The organism is Sphingomonas olei (genome assembly GCF_045369765.1).
Classification (GTDB): Bacteria; Pseudomonadota; Alphaproteobacteria; order Sphingomonadales; family Sphingomonadaceae; genus Sphingomonas; species Sphingomonas panaciterrae.
Genome location: NZ_JBIQEU010000006.1, coordinates 36,175 through 56,246 on the forward strand (window position 1 = coordinate 36,175; position 20,072 = coordinate 56,246).

The window sequence follows — 20,072 nt, forward strand, 5'->3', positions numbered from 1 at the left end:
TTGCTGCTTCGGGCAAAGAACTTGGTTGATCCCTGACACCGGTGTCGGGGGAAAGGTCTGTGCAAAGGCACGCGCGCACGTGCTACCTGGCCGCCGGACCTCAAAACCGGCCATGACAAAGAGGAAGTTGCCCTGCTTTCCGCCATTCGCAAGATCGATCGCTACAGCCTGCTGCTGCTTTTCACCGTGCTGGTCGCCTCATTATTGCCGTGCAGGGGCGAAGGCGCGCGCCTGTTCGGCGCGCTGACGACCGTTGCGATCGCGCTTCTGTTCTTTCTACACGGCGCAAAGTTGTCGCGAGAGGCGATCGTGCAGGGTTTGACGAACTGGCGCCTGCACCTGGTCGTGCTGGCGATCACCTTCGGCCTGTTCCCGTTGCTCGGGATCGGCACCGCGGCGGTCGCAGGCACGATGCTGACCCCGTCGCTGGCGACCGGGCTGTTGTTCCTCACGCTGCTGCCCTCGACGGTCCAGTCGTCGATCGCCTTTACCGCGATGGCGCGTGGGAACGTCCCCGCGGCGGTATGCAGCGCGTCTGCCTCCAACCTGTTGGGCATCGCACTCACCCCGCTGCTGGTCGCGCTGCTGATCGGGGGCGAGGCACAGGTCGCGGGGGACGAAATCTGGACGATCGTCTTCCAGTTGCTGGTGCCGTTCGTCGCGGGACATCTTTCCCGCCCGCTGACCAAGGCCTTCGTCGCGCGCCATTCGCGCCTGGTGTCGACCGTTGACCGCGGATCGATCCTGCTGGTGGTCTATACCGCGTTCAGCGCGGCGGTGGTCGAGGGACTGTGGTCGGGGATGCCGATCTGGCAGCTCGCCGTGCTCAGCATCATCTGCGCCATCCTGCTGGCGGTCATCATGGTGGCGACCGCGTGGATCGCCCGGCGGTTGGGCTTCGATCGCGCCGACCGGATCGCCATCCTGTTCTGCGGATCGAAGAAGAGCCTCGCATCCGGCGTGCCGATCGCCGGCGTGCTGTTCCCGGCGGCGCAGGTCGGGCCGATCATCCTGCCGGTCATGATCTTTCACCAGATCCAGCTGCTGGTCTGCGCGCATCTGGCGCAGCGCTATGCTCAGGAGGACGGAGAAGCCGCGCCGGTGCGGGCGCCAGCGTGATTCAAGGGGCCTGGCGACGACCGGGATCAATGGCGATGAGGCAAAGTGGCGGAGACGGAGGGATTCGAACCCTCGGTACGGTTTCCCGTACGACGCTTTAGCAAAGCGTTGGTTTCAGCCACTCACCCACGTCTCCGGGCCTGGCGGAACGGCGCCTATAGCGAGGAGTGCGGAGCCGATCAACTGGCTGCTGCCGGGAAAGCGCCTTCGTCCTGACGCACCGCCGAGTCGCTCCGCCGCGCCGTTCATTGCCGCGCAAGCCGTCTATCCGTTATGGTGCGGTGAAACCGGGCGTGCCCAGGGGGTAAGTAACGATGCGCAAGTTGATGATCGCGATGGGACTGATCGCCACGATGGTGTCGGGCATCGCGCCGGCGCAGGTGCGTACCATCGACCCCAACCAGCAGATCGACAGCGATCTTGACGGCCCGCGCGTCCCACCCCCGCCGGCGCGCACGCCAGCGCCTGCTGACCGCGACCAGAGCTATCGTGAGCCGACCTATTCCGACACGGCACCGGCCGATCAGGACTCCCCGCCATTGGAGGCGCCACTCCCCGCGCCGGCGCCGGCCCCTGCCCCGGCACCCAGCCGCTCGGCACCGACCACGGACAACGTGGACCCGCAGGCGCAGGCGACCACCGACGCCGCCGCGACGTTCAAGCGTGACGACCTGATCGGTGCGGGCGAGGGCGTGTTCGGTAAGGGCGCCGAAGGCTTTGCCTCGCTGATCGAGAAGATCCTGTCGGAGCAGGGCGAGCCCAATGCCTATATCGCCGGCCGTGAGGCGGCGGGGGCGTTCGTGCTCGGCCTGCGCTACGGCTCGGGGATCATGACCCACAAGGTCGAGGGGCAGATGCCGGTTTATTGGACCGGCCCGTCGGTCGGCTTTGACGTCGGCGGCGATGCCAACAAGGTCTTCGTGCTGGTGTACAATCTGTACGACACGGCGGAATTGTACCGGCGGTTCCCGGCGGCCGAAGGCCGGCTGTACTTCGTCGGTGGCTTTGCCGCGACATACCTGCGGCGCGGCAATGTGGTGCTAATCCCGGTGCGGCTGGGCGTCGGCTACCGTGCCAGTGTCAACGTTGGCTATATGAAGTTCACCCAGAAATCGAACTGGCTGCCGTTCTGATTCCTCGGCGCTGATGCGCTGACCGGCGGCGACGCGAAACGAAGCGTCTCTGTTCGGCAGCTTGGGCGCCCTGTGCGGGAGGCCCATATCGTTCCGTGAACCGCGACCGGCCCTGTCCGGGCCGGCGCGATCGGGATGATAACAATGAAGAAGATCGGATTCCTGTCCTTTGGCCATTGGTCGGCCGCGCCGCATTCCGCGACGCGTTCGGCCAGCGACGTTTTGCTCCAGTCGATCGACCTGGCAGTTGCCGCCGAGGAGCTGGGCGCGGACGGCGCCTATTTCCGCGTCCATCATTTCGCGCAGCAACTCGCCTCCCCCTTTCCGCTGCTCGCCGCCGTCGGTGCCAGGACAAAGCGGATCGAGATCGGCACTGGCGTCATCGACATGCGCTACGAGAATCCGTTCTACATGGCGGAGGATGCCGGCGCGGCCGACCTGATCAGTGGCGGGCGGCTGCAGCTGGGGATCAGCCGTGGTTCGCCCGAGCAGGTGATCGAAGGGTGGCGCCATTTCGGCTACACGCCAGCGCCGGGCGAAACCGATGCGGACATGGGCCGCCGCCACGGCGAGGTGTTCCTGGAGCTGTTGAAGGGCCAGGGGTTCGCCAAGCCCAATCCGCGGCCGATGTTCCCCAACCCGCCGGGGCTGCTCCGGCTGGAGCCGTTCTCCGCCGGGCTGCGCGAGCGCATCTGGTGGGGTTCAGGCGCGGATGCGACCGCCGTCTGGGCGGCGCAAAAGGGCATGAACCTGCAAAGCAGCACGCTGAAGGCCGATGAGAGCGGCGAGCCGTTCCACATCCAGCAGGCCAAGCAGATCCGCCTCTATCGTGAGGCGTGGAAGGAGGCTGGCCATGCGCGCGAGCCGCGGGTGTCGGTGTCACGATCGATCTTCGCCCTGGTGAACGATCAGGACCGGCAATATTTCGGCCGCGGGGAGGACAGCGACCAGATTGGCGTCATCGACAATATGCGCGCCGTGTTCGGCCGCTCCTATGCCGCGGAGCCCGACCGGCTGGTCGAGCAGCTGCGCCAGGATGAGGCGATCGCCGAAGCCGACACGCTGTTGCTGACCGTGCCAAACCAGCTGGGCGTCGATTACAATGCGCACGTGCTGGAAAGCATCCTGACGCATGTCGCGCCGGCGCTGGGCTGGCGCTGACCCGATTGGTCCGCGTGCCCCGTAACGACCGTCAGGTCCGCCCATGGGCGGACCTGACAGGCGGTTGATCAGATCTCGACCTCGTCGAGCTTCGCCAGTTCGCGATATTTGGTGCGCAGGCTGACCTTGTCGATCTTCTCCGTGCCGAGGCGAGGAAGCGGATCGTCGGCGAGCCAGATGCGCTGCGGCACCTTGAATGCCGCAATATGCTGCGCGAGAAATGCCCATAGATCCTCGATGGCCACCGTGCCCACCTTGCGCAGGTGGACGACCGCGCCGGGCACTTCGCCATATTTCTCGTCCGGCAGCCCGAACACCGCCGCCTCGGCCACGTCGGGATGCTGGTACAGTGCGTCCTCGACCTCCTGGCAGCTGATATTCTCGCCGCCGCGGATGATGATGTCCTTCTTGCGGTCGACGATGAAGAGATAGCCGTCCTCGTCGAGGTAGCCGATGTCGCCAGTGCGGAAATAGCCGTCGGCGGTGAAGGCCGCGGCGGTCGCTTCCGGATTGCCCCAATATTCCTGGAAATTGGCGACCGAGCGGATCGAGATTTCGCCGCGTTTGCCCTGCGGCACCGGCTTGCCGGCATCATCAAGGATCGCGAGGTCGACGAGCGGCAGCGAGGGCCGGCCGGCCGAGTTCGGCTTGGCGAGGTAATTGGTGCGCCAATTGCCGGTGCCGATGCCGTTCGTTTCGGTCAGGCCATAGCCGATCAGCGGCTTGCCCTCCATTTCCTGATCGATCCGCTTGACGTGTTCGACCGGGCGCGGCGCGCCGCCCGCGGCGATGTCCGCGACGCTCGACAGGTCGTATTTGTGCCGGTTCGGGTGGTTGAGCATCTCGAAGCTCATCAGCGGCACGCCGACGAAATAGGTGATCTTTTCCTTTTCGATGAGGCGCATCGCCTCCTCGGCGTCCCACTTGGGCATCAGCACCAGCTTACGCCCGATGGCGAACGACTGGAGGAACACCGGCACTTCCGCCGTCACGTGGAACAGGGGCACGTTGAGCAGCGTCGAGGGCTGAAGATCGCTCGGTGCCGTTCCGTCCTGCGCGCTGATCGCCAGCATCATCAACGCGGAGCCGAGATAGTTGAACACGCCCTGGGTCACCTGGCGATGGGTCGACAAGGCGCCCTTCGACTGGCCGGTCGAGCCGGAGGTGAACAGGATCGTGGCATTATCGTCCGGGCCGATCTCCGGCATCGTCGCATTGCCCGTGCCGCGATCGAGGATCGGCGCGAGCGCCGCATCGATCGGCTGCAGGTCGTCGAACTCCACGACGGGGGCCGACAGGTTCGGCAGCGCCGCGAGACGGCGGCAGCGCGGCGGATCGGCAAATACCAAAGAGCAGCCGACATCATCGACGCCTGCCTGAAGCTCCTCGGCCTGCCACCAGCCGTTCAGCAAGGTGGCGACGCCGCCCGCGATCAGCACGCCCATGTAGATGATGATCCACGACGGCGAGTTGCGCGCGGCGATGCCGATCCGGTCGCCCTTCTTCACGCCAAAGCCGCTTACCAGCGCGTCGGCCACCTTCTGCGCGCGGCCATAAACGTCGGCATAGGTGAGCCGCTCATCCCCGGCGATCAGGAACTCCGTGCCGGCATGCTGCTGCGCATAATGAGCGAAATAGGCCGGCAGCGTCGGCGGTGCCGCAGCGATGATGGGCAGTGTCTGGCCGAAACGTTCGATCGTGCCGAGCGCAAGCGGACCGCCCTCTCCCGTCAACGCGGCCATGGTCGCGTCCATCTTGAGGTCCAGTTCGGTCTTCATGCGTCTCTCCGCTTGGTCTTGGTCTTGAGGGCCCTTATGCAGACGTGAAGCCAGAGGGAAAAGCCTTGATCCTGCCCATCTTCGCCGCCGCAGCGAGCCATATCCGGTTCGAGGACCTGGGATTGCACCCGGACGTCTTCTCGATCGGGTTTTTCACGCTGCGCTGGTACAGTCTCGCCTACATCGCCGGAATCGTCATCGGCTGGTGGTATCTGCTGAAGCTGCTGGACCAGCCGGGGGCGCCGATGGCGCGCCGGCATGCCGACGACCTGGTGTTCTACGCCACGCTGGGCATCATCCTGGGCGGGCGGATCGGCTACGTCCTGTTCTACGCGCCCGACATGCTGCTGCACCCGCTACGCATCCTGCGATTGTGGGACGGCGGCATGAGCTTCCACGGCGGGGTTATCGGCACCAGCCTGGCCATCATCCTGTTCGCGCGGCGCAATGGGCTGAACTGGCTGCGCATCCACGATTATGTCGCGTGCGTGGTGCCGTTCGGGCTGTTCTTCGGCCGGCTGGCGAATTTCGTGAACGGCGAATTGTGGGGCAAGCCGACCGACGTGCCCTGGGCGATCGTCTTCTCCCGCACCGTGCCGGCGGGTGTGCCCGAGCCGGCGCGCCACCCGAGCCAGCTGTATGAGGCGGGGCTGGAGGGCGTGGCGCTGTTCGCGCTTCTCTTCTTCTTCTTCTGGCGGACCAATGCGCGATACCAGCCGGGCAAGCTGACCGGGCTGTTCCTGCTCGGCTATGGCACGGCGCGCTTCGTGGTCGAATTCTTCCGCGAGCCGGATTCGCAATTTGCCGGCACCTTCTTCGCCACCACCATCCACATGGGGCAGGTGCTGTGCCTGCCGATGATTGCGGGCGGGCTCTACCTGATCCTGACCGCGCCCGGGCGGCGCCAGCGGGTGGAACCGATCGCTGGTGGGCAGAGCGTCGCCTGATCGCGCGGCGCGGGCGGCAGCACCGCGCGCGCTGGCGAAATGATCGGGAAATGGTGGCTGGGATGGCCAGAGGGACGGGGAGCAGCGGGCTGCCCCCGCCCCAAGCGCCGATCAGGCGGTGCGCACCAGCAGCTTGTCGATCCGGCGTCCATCGAGATCGACCACCTCGAAGCGCCAGCCCTGTTCGACGAAGCTTTCGCCCTCGACCGGCAAGTGGCGGAAGATCGCCAGCGCCAGGCCGGCGGCGGTCGCATAATCGCGGTCCTCGGGAAGCTCGATGCCCAGCCGCTCGGCCAGCGTGTCGGCCGAGGTGGTACCCGCGACCAGCAAGGAGCCGTCGTCGCGCTCGACGATGTTGGGCGCCTCACCCGGTTCGGCATCGGATGCAAACTCGCCCGCAATTGCCGCGAGCAGATTGGCCGGGGTCACGATCCCTTCAAAATGGCCATATTCGTCGTGAATCAGCGCCATGGGCACATCAGCGCGGCGCAGCGCGTCGAGCGCGTCCATCGCGTCGATCTGATCGACCACGAACGGTGCCTTTCGCACCAGCTGCTTCAGGTCGAGCGAGTCGCCGCGGGCGAGCGCCGCCGCCACATCGCGCGCCTGGATCACACCGATCACCGCATCGATCGACCCGTCCGCAACGGGCAGGCGGCTGTGCGGCGTCGCCAGCAGTTTCGCGCGGATCGCGGCATCGTCGAGCCCCGAATCGAGCCAGTCGACCTCAGTGCGCGGCGTCATCACCTCGCGCACCGGGCGATCGGCGAGCCGCACCACGCCGGAGATGATCGAGCGTTCATGCTCCTCGATCACGCCGGACTTGCTCGCCTCGGCGACGATCAGGTGCAGTTCCTCCGCCGTGACATGCTCCTCCGATTCGCGGTTGAGCCCCAGCAGGCGGAAGATCAGGATGCTGGACGCGTCGAGCACCCAGACTATCGGCTTGGTAAAGACGGCGAGCCACGTCATCGGCAGCGCCAGCCAGCTGGCCACCGGCTCCGGATTGCGAAGCGCGATTTGCTTGGGCACCAATTCGCCAATGATCAGCGAGGCATAGGTCGTAAGCCCGATGACCAGCGCGACCGCGACATTGTTCGCCAATGCCGCCGGCATGCCCAATGCCTCCAGCCTCGCGGCCGTGGGGGTGCCAAGGCTGGCACCCGAATAGGCACCGGTGCCGATACCGATCAGCGTGATCCCGATCTGCACTGTCGAGAGGAATTTGCCCGGGTCGGCAGCCAGCGCCATCGCGGCCCGCGCACCGGGCTTGCCGCTGCGCACCATTGCTTCGAGACGGGCCTTGCGGGACGAAACGATCGCGAGCTCGCTCATCGCGAAGACGCCGTTAAGGGCGACTAGCGCAAGAATGATGAGGACGTCGATCCAGGGGAACGGCGGTAGCATGATGTGGAACTCTCTTGGCGGGATTCGCCGCGCTCCACAACCATTCGCGTCATTTGCGGTTCAGCCCGGATACGGAACAACCCATATCAGCGCCGGGTTTCTGGCGGACACGAATGAAAAGGGGACACGATGATGCGTTTGAAGTCTGCGTTGGTTGGCTTGGTCGTCAGCGGCGCGCTGCTCACCACGGCAGCGTGCACCACCGACCCGGAAACCGGTGAGCGGCGGATCTCGAAGGCGGCGATCGGCGGCATCGGCGGCGCGTTGGGCGGGTATCTGCTGGGGGATCTGGTCGGTGGCCGGCGCGACCGGACGGAGAAAATCGTCGGCGCAGGGATCGGCGGCATCGCCGGCGCGGGGATCGGCGCCTATATGGACAAGCAGGAGCGCGATCTGCGCGCCCGCACCGCCGGCACCGACGTGCAGGTGATCCGCCAGGGCGACGATCTGCTGCTGAATATCCCGAGCGGCATCAACTTCGCGTACAACTCGGCCGCGGTGCAGCCGCAGTTCCAGCAGACTTTGGACCGGGTGGCGAGCGTGCTGGGCGAGTACAACCGCACCTATATCGACGTATACGGCCATACCGATTCGACCGGCAGCGACGCCTATAACCAGGGCCTGTCGGAGCGGCGCGCGACGGCCGTTGCCGATTATCTGTCCAGCCATGGCGTGCAGCGCGCCCGCATCGGTATTCGCGGCTTTGGCGAGACCCAGCCGATTGCGACCAACGAGACCGAGGAAGGCCGCGCAGCCAACCGCCGCGTCGAGATCAAGATCGTGCCGATCTCGGAGAACGAGCTGGGTTACCGCCAGTAAGCAGATGCGGACCGCGGTCGCCGGTGCGGCCGCGGTCGTCGCTAGCGACGGGCGACGAAGAAATCGCGCAGCAGGTCACCGGCCTCGCGCGCGCCGATCCCGCCATAGACGTCCGGGCGGTGGTGGCAGGTTGGCTGCGAGAAGAAGCGCGGGCCATATTCGACGGCCCCGCCCTTCGGATCGGATGCGCCATAATAGAGCCGCCTGATCCGGGCATGGGCGATGGCGCCGGCGCACATCGCGCACGGTTCCAGCGTCACCCAGAGATCGCAATCCTCCAGCCGGTCGCGCGCGAGCAGCCGGGCGGCGGCGCGGATGACCTGCATCTCGGCATGGGCGGTCGGATCGTGGAGGCGGCGCGGCGCATTGGCGGCGACCGCGACAATCTGTCCTTCCAGCGTGATCGCCGCGCCGACGGGCACTTCGCCCTCCAGGGCCGCCTCGCGTGCGGCAGCCAGGGCGCTGGCCATGGGATCAGGGAGAGGGAACATCGCCGCCGCTATGCCCCGCCGGCGGGGCTCAGGCCATCGCCGATTACAACGCCAGCGACGGAGTCAGCGCGCCCGGCGAATCATTGCGCCGGCGTGGGCGAGGCACCCGGGCGCTGGACCTCGACCTTGGGCACTTCGATGACCTTCCGTTCGGTACCAACGTCGATCTTGCCAACGTCGGCCTTGAATTCAGGTGCCTGCCCGCCCTCGATTCGGGGAAGCTGCGCGGTCTGGGTCTGATCGATATTGATGAAACCCGTCGCCATCCCTGCCAGAATCACGAGTGCGACAATGCCCAGAATGACGAGAATGGCACGCATGATCCTGATCTCCAGTCGTATCGGTGGTGCAACAACGATCAGGTGATCCACTAGGTTGCATGTAGCGATGCTTGACGATTCGGCGGGGTACCGCTAGTGGCGCCGACTTTCCGGGCCAACCCGAAACTCAGGATCTGAACCATGTCGCGCATTTGCGAGCTGACCGGCAAGGGCCGGCAGGTGGGTAACAACGTTTCCCACGCCAACAACAAGACCAAGCGTACCTTCCTGCCGAACCTGCAGAATGTGACGCTGATGTCGGACTCGCTCGAGAAGAGCGTGCGTCTGCGCGTTTCGACTCACGGCCTGCGCTCGGTCGAGCACAATGGCGGTCTCGACAACTGGCTGGTCAAGACCAGCGACGAGAAGCTGTCGCTTCGTGCACGTCGCCTGAAGCGCGACGTGAAGAAGAAGCGCGCTGCCGCGGTTTCCACCGCCGCCTGATCCAGCGGACAGGAACGCGACCATGGCCTGCCGTCCTTCGGGACGGCGGGCCTTTGGTCGTTCAGGGGAAGCGGTGCTACTTTTCTAGTTCTGATCGCGGCCAGCGCAGTTTCAGCAGATAGGTCGGCCGGAGCACCATCGCGTCATTGTCGGTGACGATCCACACCATCGTCTCGCCCCGTTCCTGCGTGATCGCCAGCCCCTCCGCATTCTCACCCAGCACCGGCGGAGCGAGGGTCGCGACCGTCTTCCCCGACACCACGGCATTCGGCTGAATGTCGGCGCGGCTGATCCGGACAAGCTTCGCAGTGAAGCGGAACGGATATTGGAAGCGGCGTGTGAGGACGAGCAGGTCGCCGTCAGGAAGCTCGGCCGCGTCGCTCGGGTCGTAGCGATTGGGCGGCTGGAACAGAAAGCGTATTGGCTTCGCCCCAGGCACGGTCGGATCGCCAGTGAACAACAGTCCGTGGCGGGTGCGGCGATTGGGCTTTCGCTCCGCAAAGGTGAGGAACACGCCGTCGCGTAGCCGGACCAGTGATTCGGCGCCAAGGTTCGGCTCCCAGCGGCGCATCGCAGCGGGGGCGCTGTGACGCTCGGCACGGGCATAACCGGGGGCGTAGCGCCAGATCTGGTTGTGCGTCTCATAGCCGACCCAGGCGTGCCCCGTACGGGGATCGAGCGTCAGCGATTCGCTGTCGCGATCCCGCCGGTCCCACCCCACCCCTGGCCCTTGGCGCAGGACGTGACCCCGCGGTTCACGCACCGTGCCGCCCCGAAGGGCGAGGGTGACGAGATTGCCCCCATCGCTGAGCAGATGCGCACGCCCATCGTGTAGCGCCAGCGCAGAAAAGCCGCCGAACGCCGGATCGCTGCTCGACAAGGTCAATCCGCCCACGGGCGCCAACGCGCCGATGCGATCCGGCCAGCCACCAGCGGGCACGTACGGGTTGGCGGTGACCATCGGGCGATCGCGGATCGTCGGCAGCCGCTCTGCACCATCATAGCGTGGCACGACCAGCAGCACCGCAGCGACGGAGAGGAGGAAGGACGTGGAACGGCGCACCGCTGTGCCCATAGGACCAACGTACCTGAACCGTCGATAACGAGCGCATTCAGGGTCGGCTCAATGCGAATCGCGCAAAACCATGGTCATCGGGATGGCATCAGCCTTCCCGGACGGATTTTGAAACGGGAGTCGAACCCATGTTTAAGAAGCTTTCGCTCGCTGGCGCCGCTCTCGCGATGAGCACGGTTGCCCTGATCCCCGCCGAGGCATCGGCCCAGCGCTGGGGTGGTGATCGTTACGACCGTTATGAGCGTCAGTATCGCGGCTATGACAATTACCGCGGCTATGACAATCGTCGCAACTATCGCGGCTACGATCGCCGCTATCGCAACCAGCGCTGCAACAACGGCACGACCGGCGCGATCGTCGGCGCGATTGCCGGTGGCCTGCTGGGTCGCACGATCGACAGCCGCGGGGACCGCGCGCTGGGCACCGTCTTGGGCGGCGTCGGCGGCGCAGTGGCCGGCAACGCGATCGAGAAGTCGAACAATCCGCGGTACTGCCGCTGACGAAATGGCCGTTTCGGCCTGCGTATCCCTCGCGTAGCGTATTGAGGGCGCGGGTCCGCCTCTCCTTCGGGAGGGCGGGCCCGTTGTTGTATGTGCGGATGGCGGCGCTTGTTCGCCCGCGGCCTGAACGCTATATCCCGCTTATGCTGCACGATCGTGCCATGACCACTACCACCACCCCGGGCATCCGGGGGCGGTCGGTCACGCGCTGATGCGCTGACGGTCTGCTCACCCGGAACGGGTGGGCCGGCGTCCTCCACTTCGTTCCTGCCAGATACCGGACGCTCTTTTCGTCGCGTTCGCGCTCGCCTAAGCGCATCGGCATTGCAGGAAAGCCTCTCATGACCATGCTCTCGATCACGCTTCCGGACGGTTCGGTACGCGAGGTACCGCCGGGATCGACGCCCGCCGACATTGCCGCCGCCATCGGGCCGGGCCTCGCCAAGGCGGCGATCGCCGCGCGGGTCGATGGCGAACTGCGCGACATCAACCGCCCGTTCGAGGGCAGCTCGCACCTCGCGCTGGTGACGAACCGCGATGAGGCGGACGCGCTGGAACTGGCGCGGCACGATTACGCGCACGTCCTGGCCGAAGCGGTGCAGGAGCTGTTCCCCGGCACGCAGATCACGTTCGGCCCGTCGACCGACGATGGTTTCTACTACGATTTCGCCGCGCCGGCGGACCACGGCCCGTTCACGGAAGAGGACCTGCCGCTGATCGAGGAGCGGATGCGCAAGATCATCGCCGCGGACAAGCCGCTGCGCCGCGAGGTGTGGACGCGCGAGCAGCTGATCGAACGCTGGAAGCAGCAAGGCGAGACGTTCAAGGCCGAATGGGCGGCCGAGCTTCCCGATGACGAGGAGCTGACGGTCTATTGGTCGGGCGGCGACTGGCTGGACATGTGCCGCGGGCCGCACCTTGCCTCCACCGGCAAGCTCGACCCTCAGGCGTTCAAGTTGACTCGCGTTTCGGGCGCTTACTGGCGCGGCGACCAGAAGAACGCGATGCTGAGCCGAATCTATGGCACGGGCTGGCTGAACAAGAAGCAGCTCGATGCGCACCTCCACATGCTGGAGGAAGCGGCGAAGCGCGATCACCGCAAGATCGGGCAGGAGATGGACCTGTTCCACCTCCAGCAGGAGGCGCATGGCAGCGTCTTCTGGCACCCCAAGGGCTATATGATCTGGCGGCAGCTGGAGGCGTATATGCGCCGCCGGCTGGACATGGGCGGCTATGAGGAAGTGAAGACGCCGCAGGTGATGGACGCGCGCCAGTGGGAGCGCTCCGGCCACTGGGGCAAGTATCGCGAGAACATGTTCGTCATCCCGGACGAGGTGCCGAACATCGAGGACGAAGGCGCTCTGGTGTCCGACGACGCCGACTGGATGGCGCTGAAGCCGATGAACTGCCCGGCGCACGTGCTGATCTTCCGCCAGGGGATCAAATCGTACCGCGACTTGCCGATCCGCATGGCGGAGTTCGGCTGCTGCCACCGCAACGAGCCGCATGGCGCGCTGCACGGCATCATGCGCGTGCGCCAGTTCACGCAGGACGATGCGCATATCTTCGTGCGCGAGGACCAATTGGTCGAGGAGGTGGCGAAGTTCATCGACCTGCTCGACGTGGTCTACAAGGACCTCGGTTTCGAGAAATATGCCATCAAGCTCGCGCTGCGCCCCGAAAAGCGGTTTGGCAGCGAGGAGATGTGGGACTGGTCCGAACAGTCGCTGCGTGACGCGGTCGCCGCGACGGGACGCAACACGCCGGAATATGGCTGGGAGGAGCTGGAGGGCGAAGGCGCCTTCTACGCGCCCAAGCTGGAATTCCACCTGACTGACGCGATCGGGCGGACGTGGCAGGTCGGGACGATCCAGACCGACACCGTGCTGCCCGAGCGGCTCGACGCGAGCTATATCGGCGAGGATGGCGAGCGGCACCGGCCGATCATGCTTCACCGCGCCATTTTGGGCTCGTTCGAGCGCTTCATCGGCATCCTGATCGAGCATCATGCGGGACGTTTCCCGCTGTGGCTGTCCCCGGTGCAGGCGGTGGTCGCGACGATCGTGTCCGAGGCCGATGATTATGCGCATGTCGTGCGCGACAGGCTGGCCGCGGCCGGGCTGCGCGTCGAGACGGATCTTCGCAACGAGAAGATCAACTACAAGGTGCGCGAGCACAGCCTGGCGAAGGTGCCGGCGCTGCTGGTGGTCGGCAAGCGCGAGGCGGAGGAAGGCACGGTCGCCGTCCGCCGGCTGGGCAGCCAGGGGCAGGAAATCGTCTCGCTGGACGAGATCGTCGCGCGGCTGGTGAAGGAAGCGACGCCGCCCGATCTGGTGTGATCGGACGCCGGCCCGCCCGCGCGATCAGCGGGGGCGGGTCCACAGAATGCGGTCGCGCGGCGTATCGGCGACCGGCCGGCGCACCGCCACCGCTGCCTTCGCCACCCACGCCAGCTTCGCGCCCTTCGACGTGGTGACACGGTGATCCCAGGCGTGCGCGCCGCGCTTCGCCACTTCGCGCGCGATATCGCCATAGATGCCGGCCGCCGCCAGCACTGCCCAGCGCGCGCGTGGCGGCAGCTTCGCCGCGCCGACACGGGCGCTGGCCTCATGCAGCGCAGCGCGATCCGCCAAGCGGCGCGCGAGCACCACCAGGCGATCACGGAACGGCGGCTTCATGTGCTGGCCGGGCGGAATGTCCATCTCCGCCAGCCATTCGTCGGGCAAATAGCAGCGGCCGATCCGGTCATCCTCCTCGATATCGCGCGCGATATTGGCGAGCTGGAACGCCAGTCCCAGATCGCACGCGCGGTCCAGGGTATCGTCATCCGCCGGATCGACCCCCATGATCACCGCCATCATGCAGCCGACGGTGCCGGCGACATGGTAGCAATAACGGTACAGATCGTCCTCGCTGCGCGGCCGCCAATCTTCCGCATCGAGCCGGAATCCGGTGACCAGATCATGCGCGAAGCGCGCAGGGAGCCGCGTCTCCGCCGCAACGACGCGCAGTGCATCGAACGGCATGTCGCCGACGCTGCGACCGGCAAGCGCCGCCGTGGTCTTTTCCGCGATGATCGCGACGCGCGCCTCGGCATCGTCGACGGTGGTGGCGTTGTGGCCGTGATCCTGCCCGTCGACGATATCGTCGCAGGCGCGGCACCAGGCGTAGAGCAGCCACGCGCGTTCCCGCGTCTCGGGATCGAAGAGGTTGCTGGCGAGGGCAAAGCTCTTCGACCCGCGCGCGATCGATTCGCGCGCCGCCGCCACCAGCGCGGCGCGATCGGAAGCCGGAGCGGCCATGCTCAGATCACCTTCGCGAAGGGCATCGCACCGCTCAAAGATCGTCCGCGGTCATGCGCACGATCGGCTGGCTCGGCTGATGCGCGGCCATGCGGTCGAGCAACACGTCCAGCGTATCGGCGATAATCAGCAGATCCTCATGCTGTGGGCGGAGGAAGCCCACTTCGCTCATCTTATGCCAGAAGGCGATGAGGTGATCGTAATAGCCAGCGGCGTTGAGCAGCCCGACCGGATCCTCGTGATAGCCGATCTGCGCCCAGCTGAGCGCCTCCCACAGTTCGTCCATCGTGCCGGTGCCGCCGGGGATGGTGACGAAGCCATCAGCCAGATCGGTGAACGCCCGCTTGCGGTCGTGCATCCCCTCCACGACGTGGAGTTCTGTCAGGCCGCGATGTGCGACCTCTGCGTTGACCAGCGCCTGCGGGATGATGCCGATCACTTCGCCGCCGGCCGCCAACGCGCCATCCGCGACGGCGCCCATCAGGCCCAGCCGACCGCCGCCATAGACGACGCCAATGCCACGCTCCGCCAGCGAGCGGCCGACATCCCATGCCAGTTCCATAAATTGCGGGTCGCGCGGCGTCGCCGATCCACAGTAAACCGCCAGACGCTTCATCACTTTCCCTTCCCTACTACGGAAGGGATCACACCGACTGTCACCTTCTCACTCCCTCAAGCATCAGTGCCGCCGTTGCCTTCGCACTGCCGACGACACCGGGGATGCCGGCGCCCGGATGAGTCCCGGCACCGACGAAATACAGGTTCGAAATCTTGTCATCACGATTGTGGACGCGGAAATAGGCGCTCTGCGTCAGCACCGGCTCCAGGCTGAACGCGCTGCCGAGGTGCGCATTGAGATCGCGCGAGAAATCGGCCGGCGTGTAGCTGAACTTGGTCACGATCCGGTCGTGGATGTCGGGGATCAGCCGGCGGCCGACCTCATCCAGGATCCGCTTCTCCAGGATTGGCGCGACACGGTCCCAATCCTCCGGGAACTTGCCCTGATGCGGCACGGGGGCAAGCGCGTAGAAGGTCGAGCAGCCCTCCGGCGCCAAACTGGGATCGGTGACGGTCGGATGGTGCAGGTAGAGCGAGAAATCCTCGCTCAGCACGCCATGATCGTAGATGTCCGCCAGCAGCCCCTTATAGCGCGGGCCGAACAGGATCATGTGGTGCGGGATGCCCGGCCACGTGCCCTTGATCCCGAAATGGACGACGAACAGTGAGGGCGAGTATTTCTTACGCTCCAGCCGCGCTGCCGTGCGCGCCGCGGACCGCGAGGTGCCCAGGAGATCGCGATAGGTGTGGACGATGTCGCCGTTGGAGGCGACCATGTCGGCCTCCTGCCGCCAGCCGCTCTGCGTGCGTACCGCGGTGACCCGGTCGCCCAGCGTCTCGATCTCCGCCACCGGATCGTTGAGCCGGATGGTGCCGCCGAGCCGCTCGAACAAGGTCACCATGCCGGCGACCAGCCGGTTGGTGCCGCCCTGCGCGAACCAGACGCCGCCGTCACGCTCCAGCTTGTGGATCAGCGCGTAAATGGCGCTGGTGGTCATCGGATTGCCACCGACGAGCAGCGTGTGGAAGGACAAGGCCTCGCGCAGTTTCTCGTTCTTCACGAACGAGGACACCATCGAATAGACCGACCGCCACGCCTGATATTTCGCCAGCGCCGGCGCCGCCTTGATCATCGAGGCGAAGTCGAGAAACGCGACATGGCCGAGCTTCTCATACCCCTCGCGATAGACGCCGGCGGAATATTCGAGGAAGCGGGCGTATCCGGCGACGTCATCGGGATCGAGCCGCGCGATCTCGCCACGCAGCAACGTGTCATCGTTGGTGTAATCGAAATTGGTGCCGTCGGGCCAGTTCAGCCGGTAGAATGGCTTCACCGGCTCCAGCGTCACGTCGCGCGCCATGTCCTGGCCGGTGAGCGCCCATAGTTCCGACAGGCAGGCGGGGTCGGTGATGACGGTCGGGCCAGCGTCAAAGGTGAACCCGTCGCGCTGCCAGACGTAGGCGCGGCCACCGGGCTTGTCGCGCGCCTCGACGATGGTGGTTTCCACGCCCGCCGACTGGAGACGAATGGCAAGCGCCAGCCCGCCGAAGCCGGCACCAATAACGATCGCGCGCATCAATTCGCCTTTCGGATGACGCGCAGCGCGCGGAAAAGGGGCACCGGGGGCTTGCCCGACAGCACGCGCAGCTTGTCCTTGCCGGTTGAGCGCGCGGCATAGAAGCGCGCGATCAGATTGGGGTGCAGCCGGTAAAAACGCTCGAGCACCTTGTACCGAGCGTCCGGCTCCGCCGCGCGGAACAGCATGGCGTCGAGCATGCGGTAGAAGCGCCGCTCGTTCCAGCGCGCCTGGGCATAATCATGGGTCAAGTCGTGCAGCCCTTCGCCACTTAGATCCGTTGCCTCTGCGATGCGGATGGCGAGCCGCACCGCATCCGGCAGGGAGTAACCCGTGGTGGGATGAAAAAGTCCCGCGCGCGCGCCTGCCTTCGCCACTTTCGCGCCGCCCCAGCGCCAATAGGCCTCGAAATCGCCGCCGATGACGACCGGCAGCGCGCCCTTTTCCTCGCGCCCGGCGGGAGTCGCCGCCCAGCCCTTTGCCTCGGCATAGACATCGATCCGACGATTGAGCGCGCCGACGTTCAGCGTCGCGCTGTCGCTGTAATAGGTGTCCTCGACGAACAATTGAGTGGGTGAAAAGGGCAGCAGATAGACGAAGCGATAGCCGTCATATTGGGCGATGGTCGCGTCCATCACCATCGGATGCGCGACGCCATGCCCGGCGGGGATGTCGAGTAACCGCCCGACGAACTTCTGCCAGCCGACCTCCAGCATCGACAGGTCACCCGGGCCGCGCGCGTCGATCACGCCCTTTGCCTCGATCCGCTCCCCATCGGCGAGGACAACGGCGGTCGGGCTGCAGGCCAGTACCTTGCAGCCGGTCATGATCGACCCGGCGGGAAGCGCCTTGCGCACGACCTGGTCGAGGCGTTCGGACTCGATCGAATAATAAGGCTGGTTGATGGTGCGGCGATGCGCCGGGAAAGCGACGTCATAGCCGGGCCAGGCATGGCAGACGAGCGGCGTCAGCAGCCAGCGATCCTCGCGCGAGACGTCGGCATCGAAGAAGGACCAGAGGTGATTGCCCCCCAGCACGTCACCCGCCTCGACAATGCGGATCGAAAGATCCGGGCGCCGCGCCGCCAACGCCAGCGCGATGAGCCCGCCCGCCAGCCCGCCGCCGACAATGGCGAGATCGCATTCATGGGTAACCGGCATACCGCCCGCGTAGCGGATCGCCGCCAAAACCGGAAGCGGGGATCACCCGATTGCCCTTGTGTACAGCCAACGCCACCTGTCCCGGCGCGGGAGCGGGCATGATCGCTTTCCCCGCATCACCGGAGGCCGTACAAGCGGAGCCATGTCGATCGTGCTGGCCATCATCCTTTCCGCCGTGGCGATGACGTTGATCGTCGGCGTGCGATACCTGATCACCAGCGGCGCCTTCGCCATGGCGACACGCGCGAGGCATCCGGCGCTGTACGCCGGGCTTGATCCGCAGATCCGGCGCGAGATCTGGTGGAGCCTCGCCTCCGCCGCGATCTATGGCGTGCCGGCGGGGATCGTGGCCTGGGGCTGGCAGAACCGCGGCTGGACGCAGATCTACGAGGACGTCCACGCCTATCCCCTGTGGTATCTACCGCTGTCGGTGCTGCTGTACCTCTTCGCGCATGACACGTGGTTCTACTGGACGCATCGCTGGATGCACGAGCCGCGCGCGTTCCGCATCGCGCATGCCGTCCACCACGCCAGCCGCCCGCCGACCGCCTGGGCGGCGATGGCGTTTCACCCGATCGAGGCGCTGACCGGCGCTGTGGTAATTCCGCTACTCGTCTTCCTCATTCCGATCCACGTCGGTGCGCTTGGACTGGTCCTGACCATCATGACAGTTATGGGTGTCACCAATCACATGGGTTGGGAGATTTTCCCGCGGTTCATGTGGAAAGGCCCAGTGGGGGCATGGCTGATTACCGCCAGCCATCACCAGCGGCATCATGAGCGTTACGGGTGTAATTATGGTTTGTATTTCCGCTTCTGGGACCGGCTGTGTGGCACCGACGACGGGCTCGGCGATTTCACGCGCAGCCACGAGCGGAGCCGGGCGCGCGCTGCTGCTGGCGCTCGGGGCGGGAATGCTGATCGGGGCGGCGCCGATCGCGCGGCTTGATGTCGGGTTCGATGCCGTCCGGTCGAACAAGGGGATGCTGCGCATCTGCCTGACCGGCGATCCCGCCAATTTCCCCGATTGCGTCGATGATACGAACGCCACTACCCGTTCGGTGTCCGCCGATATCCGGAAGGTCCGCTTCGAAGGACTGCCCTATGGCGACTATGCCGTTGCGGTTATCCATGACGAGAATGGCAATGCCAAGCTGGACACGTTCGCCGGCATCCCGCGCGAAGGGTTTGGCTTCTCGCGCAATCCGCCGATCCGCTTCGGCCCGCCCAAGTTCGACGCCGCGCGTTTCAGCATCAAGGATGATGCGGAAAAGCAACAGGTGAAGATGCGTTACATTCTGTAAACGGGCGCGCCGGAGCCAAATCGCGAGGCGAGTGTTACGGTGCGGACCATTAGGGGACGTTTTCCGTGACCGCCAAATGCCTGTTCGGCCTTGCTGCCGCTCTTTCCATGTTCCCGACCATCGCTGCCGCGCAGGACAGCGCACCCGCCGCGGGCCCCGCTGCCGCGCTCGCCGATCGTGCAGGGGGCGATGCGATCACCGTCGGTCTCGGCGCCGGCTACATGCCGGATTACGAAGGCTCCAACGATTATCAGTTCACCCCCGTCCCCGGCGTGATCGGGACGGTGAGCGGCATCAATTTCCAGGTGCTGGGCAATCGCGCCAACGCCGATCTGATCCCGAGCCAGCCCGGCCCCAGCTGGGACTTTCAGGCCGGACCCATCGGCGTTTTGAACTTCATGCGCACCAAGCGGTCGAGCATCGATGACCCGCGCGTCCGCGCGCTGGGCACGCGCGCCACGGCGCTTGAGCTCGGCGGGTTCGTCGGCGTTGGCAAGACGGGCGTCATCACCAGCCCGTACGACAAGATTTCGCTGTCGGTCAGTTACCGCCACGACGTCACCGGCGTGCACAAGAGCGGCATCTGGCAGCCGACGATCAACTATTTCACGCCGCTGTCGACCAGGGCGGCGGTGGCGCTGTTCGGGTCGGCCGAGCGGGTAGAGACCAAATATCTCAGCACCTATTTCGACGTGGCGCCGAGCCAGGTGGCGGCGAGCGGCCTTCCCGCCTTCCGTGGTCGCGGCGGCTGGAAGAGCTGGACCGTCGGCGCGGTCGGCACCCATTCCATCACCGGCGACTTGCTGAGCGGATTCAAGGTGGTAGGCGGCGTGACCTATCGCAAGCTGATCAACGATGTGGGTGACAGTCCGATCGTCAGCATCGCGGGTTCGCGCAATCAATGGCTGGGCGTGCTGGGACTGGCCTACACGTTCTAAAACTTGCCTGAGCCGCCGCGCCACCCGTTGATCCGCCGC

General features: G+C 65.8%; 20 protein-coding genes and 1 tRNA gene. 11 read left to right on the forward strand and 10 right to left on the reverse strand.

Annotated elements, in window-relative coordinates:
- Positions 1-132 precede the first annotated feature (132 nt).
- Positions 133-1,119, forward strand: a complete 987-nt coding sequence (locus tag ACH0BU_RS08945) for a bile acid:sodium symporter family protein (protein WP_046409637.1) — start codon at positions 133-135, stop codon at positions 1,117-1,119.
- 46 nt (positions 1,120-1,165) lie between these two features.
- On the opposite strand, the gene ACH0BU_RS08950 is transcribed toward ACH0BU_RS08945, so the two are convergent.
- Positions 1,166-1,255 (reverse strand) — tRNA-Ser (locus ACH0BU_RS08950).
- A gap of 178 nt (positions 1,256-1,433) precedes the next feature.
- Here ACH0BU_RS08950 and ACH0BU_RS08955 point away from each other — a divergent pair.
- Together ACH0BU_RS08955 and ACH0BU_RS08960 are read left to right on the forward strand one after the other, a co-directional pair.
- Positions 1,434-2,252: a DUF1134 domain-containing protein gene (locus ACH0BU_RS08955; protein ID WP_500263952.1), complete on the forward strand. Its 819-nt coding sequence runs from the start codon at positions 1,434-1,436 to the stop codon at positions 2,250-2,252.
- A gap of 144 nt (positions 2,253-2,396) precedes the next feature.
- Positions 2,397-3,413, forward strand: coding sequence for an LLM class flavin-dependent oxidoreductase (locus ACH0BU_RS08960; protein ID WP_046409384.1), 1,017 nt, complete (start codon positions 2,397-2,399; stop codon positions 3,411-3,413).
- A gap of 68 nt (positions 3,414-3,481) precedes the next feature.
- Here the strand turns inward: ACH0BU_RS08960 and ACH0BU_RS08965 are convergent, their stop codons facing one another.
- Entirely contained in the window at positions 3,482-5,191 is a 1,710-nt protein-coding gene (locus ACH0BU_RS08965) for a class I adenylate-forming enzyme family protein (RefSeq protein ID WP_500263953.1), read from the reverse strand.
- Between the two features lie 65 nt (positions 5,192-5,256).
- On the opposite strand from ACH0BU_RS08965, the gene lgt reads away from it, so the two are divergent.
- Entirely contained in the window at positions 5,257-6,138 is an 882-nt protein-coding gene (gene lgt, locus ACH0BU_RS08970; RefSeq protein WP_046409388.1) for a prolipoprotein diacylglyceryl transferase, read from the forward strand.
- A 111-nt stretch (positions 6,139-6,249) separates the two neighbouring features.
- Here the strand turns inward: lgt and ACH0BU_RS08975 are convergent, their stop codons facing one another.
- Complete coding sequence (locus ACH0BU_RS08975) at positions 6,250-7,545, reverse strand: hemolysin family protein (RefSeq protein ID WP_500263954.1); 1,296 nt, start codon at positions 7,543-7,545, stop codon at positions 6,250-6,252.
- A gap of 132 nt (positions 7,546-7,677) precedes the next feature.
- On the opposite strand from ACH0BU_RS08975, the gene ACH0BU_RS08980 reads away from it, so the two are divergent.
- Positions 7,678-8,364 (forward strand): YiaD family glycine zipper/OmpA-like lipoprotein, encoded by a 687-nt coding sequence (locus ACH0BU_RS08980; protein ID WP_046409392.1) that lies wholly within the window; start codon positions 7,678-7,680, stop codon positions 8,362-8,364.
- Positions 8,365-8,405: 41 nt separating this feature from the next.
- Here ACH0BU_RS08980 and ACH0BU_RS08985 read toward each other — a convergent pair whose 3' ends face one another.
- Positions 8,406-8,834 (reverse strand): nucleoside deaminase, encoded by a 429-nt coding sequence (locus ACH0BU_RS08985; RefSeq protein WP_046409394.1) that lies wholly within the window; start codon positions 8,832-8,834, stop codon positions 8,406-8,408.
- Between the two features lie 101 nt (positions 8,835-8,935).
- Positions 8,936-9,175, reverse strand: coding sequence for a hypothetical protein (locus tag ACH0BU_RS08990; RefSeq protein WP_046409396.1), 240 nt, complete (start codon positions 9,173-9,175; stop codon positions 8,936-8,938).
- Positions 9,176-9,316: 141 nt separating this feature from the next.
- Here ACH0BU_RS08990 and rpmB point away from each other — a divergent pair, with 141 nt between their 5' ends.
- The gene (rpmB, locus tag ACH0BU_RS08995; RefSeq protein WP_046409398.1) at positions 9,317-9,619 is read left to right on the forward strand and encodes a 50S ribosomal protein L28; all 303 of its coding nucleotides are present in this window, start codon (positions 9,317-9,319) and stop codon (positions 9,617-9,619) included.
- 76 nt (positions 9,620-9,695) lie between these two features.
- Here rpmB and ACH0BU_RS09000 read toward each other — a convergent pair whose 3' ends face one another.
- Positions 9,696-10,682, reverse strand: coding sequence for an esterase-like activity of phytase family protein (locus tag ACH0BU_RS09000; protein WP_500263955.1), 987 nt, complete (start codon positions 10,680-10,682; stop codon positions 9,696-9,698).
- Positions 10,683-10,822: 140 nt separating this feature from the next.
- Here ACH0BU_RS09000 and ACH0BU_RS09005 point away from each other — a divergent pair, with 140 nt between their 5' ends.
- Both ACH0BU_RS09005 and thrS read left to right on the forward strand, forming a co-directional pair.
- A complete protein-coding gene (locus tag ACH0BU_RS09005; protein WP_046409402.1) occupies positions 10,823-11,194 on the forward strand; it encodes a glycine zipper 2TM domain-containing protein in 372 nt (123 codons plus the stop codon).
- 347 nt (positions 11,195-11,541) lie between these two features.
- Complete coding sequence (gene thrS, locus ACH0BU_RS09010; protein ID WP_136451071.1) at positions 11,542-13,533, forward strand: threonine--tRNA ligase; 1,992 nt, start codon at positions 11,542-11,544, stop codon at positions 13,531-13,533.
- A gap of 24 nt (positions 13,534-13,557) precedes the next feature.
- Here the strand turns inward: thrS and ACH0BU_RS09015 are convergent, their stop codons facing one another.
- From ACH0BU_RS09015 to crtY, 4 genes are read right to left on the reverse strand one after another with little or no spacing between them, the layout of a single operon-like run.
- Entirely contained in the window at positions 13,558-14,496 is a 939-nt protein-coding gene (locus ACH0BU_RS09015; protein ID WP_125945349.1) for a phytoene/squalene synthase family protein, read from the reverse strand.
- A gap of 34 nt (positions 14,497-14,530) precedes the next feature.
- Positions 14,531-15,112: an LOG family protein gene (locus tag ACH0BU_RS09020; RefSeq protein WP_500263956.1), complete on the reverse strand. Its 582-nt coding sequence runs from the start codon at positions 15,110-15,112 to the stop codon at positions 14,531-14,533.
- Between the two features lie 40 nt (positions 15,113-15,152).
- Positions 15,153-16,631, reverse strand: a complete 1,479-nt coding sequence (locus tag ACH0BU_RS09025) for a phytoene desaturase (protein WP_334656307.1) — start codon at positions 16,629-16,631, stop codon at positions 15,153-15,155.
- Complete coding sequence (gene crtY, locus ACH0BU_RS09030; RefSeq protein WP_136450929.1) at positions 16,631-17,791, reverse strand: lycopene beta-cyclase CrtY; 1,161 nt, start codon at positions 17,789-17,791, stop codon at positions 16,631-16,633. Before crtY ends, ACH0BU_RS09025 begins: the two co-directional genes overlap by 1 nt.
- Positions 17,792-17,933: 142 nt before the next feature.
- Here crtY and ACH0BU_RS09035 point away from each other — a divergent pair, with 142 nt between their 5' ends.
- From ACH0BU_RS09035 to ACH0BU_RS09045, 3 genes are all read left to right on the forward strand, one after another.
- The gene (locus ACH0BU_RS09035; RefSeq protein WP_334656310.1) at positions 17,934-18,740 is read left to right on the forward strand and encodes a sterol desaturase family protein; all 807 of its coding nucleotides are present in this window, start codon (positions 17,934-17,936) and stop codon (positions 18,738-18,740) included.
- The gene (locus tag ACH0BU_RS09040) at positions 18,706-19,095 is read left to right on the forward strand and encodes a DUF2141 domain-containing protein (RefSeq protein ID WP_125945344.1); all 390 of its coding nucleotides are present in this window, start codon (positions 18,706-18,708) and stop codon (positions 19,093-19,095) included. Before ACH0BU_RS09035 ends, ACH0BU_RS09040 begins: the two co-directional genes overlap by 35 nt.
- A 65-nt stretch (positions 19,096-19,160) precedes the next feature.
- Complete coding sequence (locus ACH0BU_RS09045) at positions 19,161-20,033, forward strand: MipA/OmpV family protein (protein WP_500263957.1); 873 nt, start codon at positions 19,161-19,163, stop codon at positions 20,031-20,033.
- Positions 20,034-20,072 lie beyond the last annotated feature (39 nt).

What these genes read in the sequence shown, in the direction of transcription:
- ACH0BU_RS08955 (WP_500263952.1), top strand. Translation starts at nt 1,434, where the DNA reads ATGCGCAAGTTGATGATCGCGATGGGACTGATCGCCACGATGGTGTCG.
- ACH0BU_RS08960 (WP_046409384.1), top strand. Translation starts at nt 2,397, where the DNA reads ATGAAGAAGATCGGATTCCTGTCCTTTGGCCATTGGTCGGCCGCGCCG.
- ACH0BU_RS08965 (WP_500263953.1), bottom strand. Translation starts at nt 5,191, where the DNA reads ATGAAGACCGAACTGGACCTCAAGATGGACGCGACCATGGCCGCGTTG.
- ACH0BU_RS08975 (WP_500263954.1), bottom strand. Translation starts at nt 7,545, where the DNA reads ATGCTACCGCCGTTCCCCTGGATCGACGTCCTCATCATTCTTGCGCTA.
- ACH0BU_RS08980 (WP_046409392.1), top strand. Translation starts at nt 7,678, where the DNA reads ATGCGTTTGAAGTCTGCGTTGGTTGGCTTGGTCGTCAGCGGCGCGCTG.
- ACH0BU_RS08985 (WP_046409394.1), bottom strand. Translation starts at nt 8,834, where the DNA reads ATGGCCAGCGCCCTGGCTGCCGCACGCGAGGCGGCCCTGGAGGGCGAA.
- ACH0BU_RS08990 (WP_046409396.1), bottom strand. Translation starts at nt 9,175, where the DNA reads ATGCGTGCCATTCTCGTCATTCTGGGCATTGTCGCACTCGTGATTCTG.
- rpmB (WP_046409398.1), top strand. Translation starts at nt 9,317, where the DNA reads ATGTCGCGCATTTGCGAGCTGACCGGCAAGGGCCGGCAGGTGGGTAAC.
- ACH0BU_RS09005 (WP_046409402.1), top strand. Translation starts at nt 10,823, where the DNA reads ATGTTTAAGAAGCTTTCGCTCGCTGGCGCCGCTCTCGCGATGAGCACG.
- thrS (WP_136451071.1), top strand. Translation starts at nt 11,542, where the DNA reads ATGCTCTCGATCACGCTTCCGGACGGTTCGGTACGCGAGGTACCGCCG.
- ACH0BU_RS09015 (WP_125945349.1), bottom strand. Translation starts at nt 14,496, where the DNA reads ATGGCCGCTCCGGCTTCCGATCGCGCCGCGCTGGTGGCGGCGGCGCGC.
- ACH0BU_RS09020 (WP_500263956.1), bottom strand. Translation starts at nt 15,112, where the DNA reads ATGAAGCGTCTGGCGGTTTACTGTGGATCGGCGACGCCGCGCGACCCG.
- ACH0BU_RS09025 (WP_334656307.1), bottom strand. Translation starts at nt 16,631, where the DNA reads ATGCGCGCGATCGTTATTGGTGCCGGCTTCGGCGGGCTGGCGCTTGCC.
- crtY (WP_136450929.1), bottom strand. Translation starts at nt 17,791, where the DNA reads ATGCCGGTTACCCATGAATGCGATCTCGCCATTGTCGGCGGCGGGCTG.
- ACH0BU_RS09035 (WP_334656310.1), top strand. Translation starts at nt 17,934, where the DNA reads ATGTCGATCGTGCTGGCCATCATCCTTTCCGCCGTGGCGATGACGTTG.
- ACH0BU_RS09040 (WP_125945344.1), top strand. Translation starts at nt 18,706, where the DNA reads ATGCTGATCGGGGCGGCGCCGATCGCGCGGCTTGATGTCGGGTTCGAT.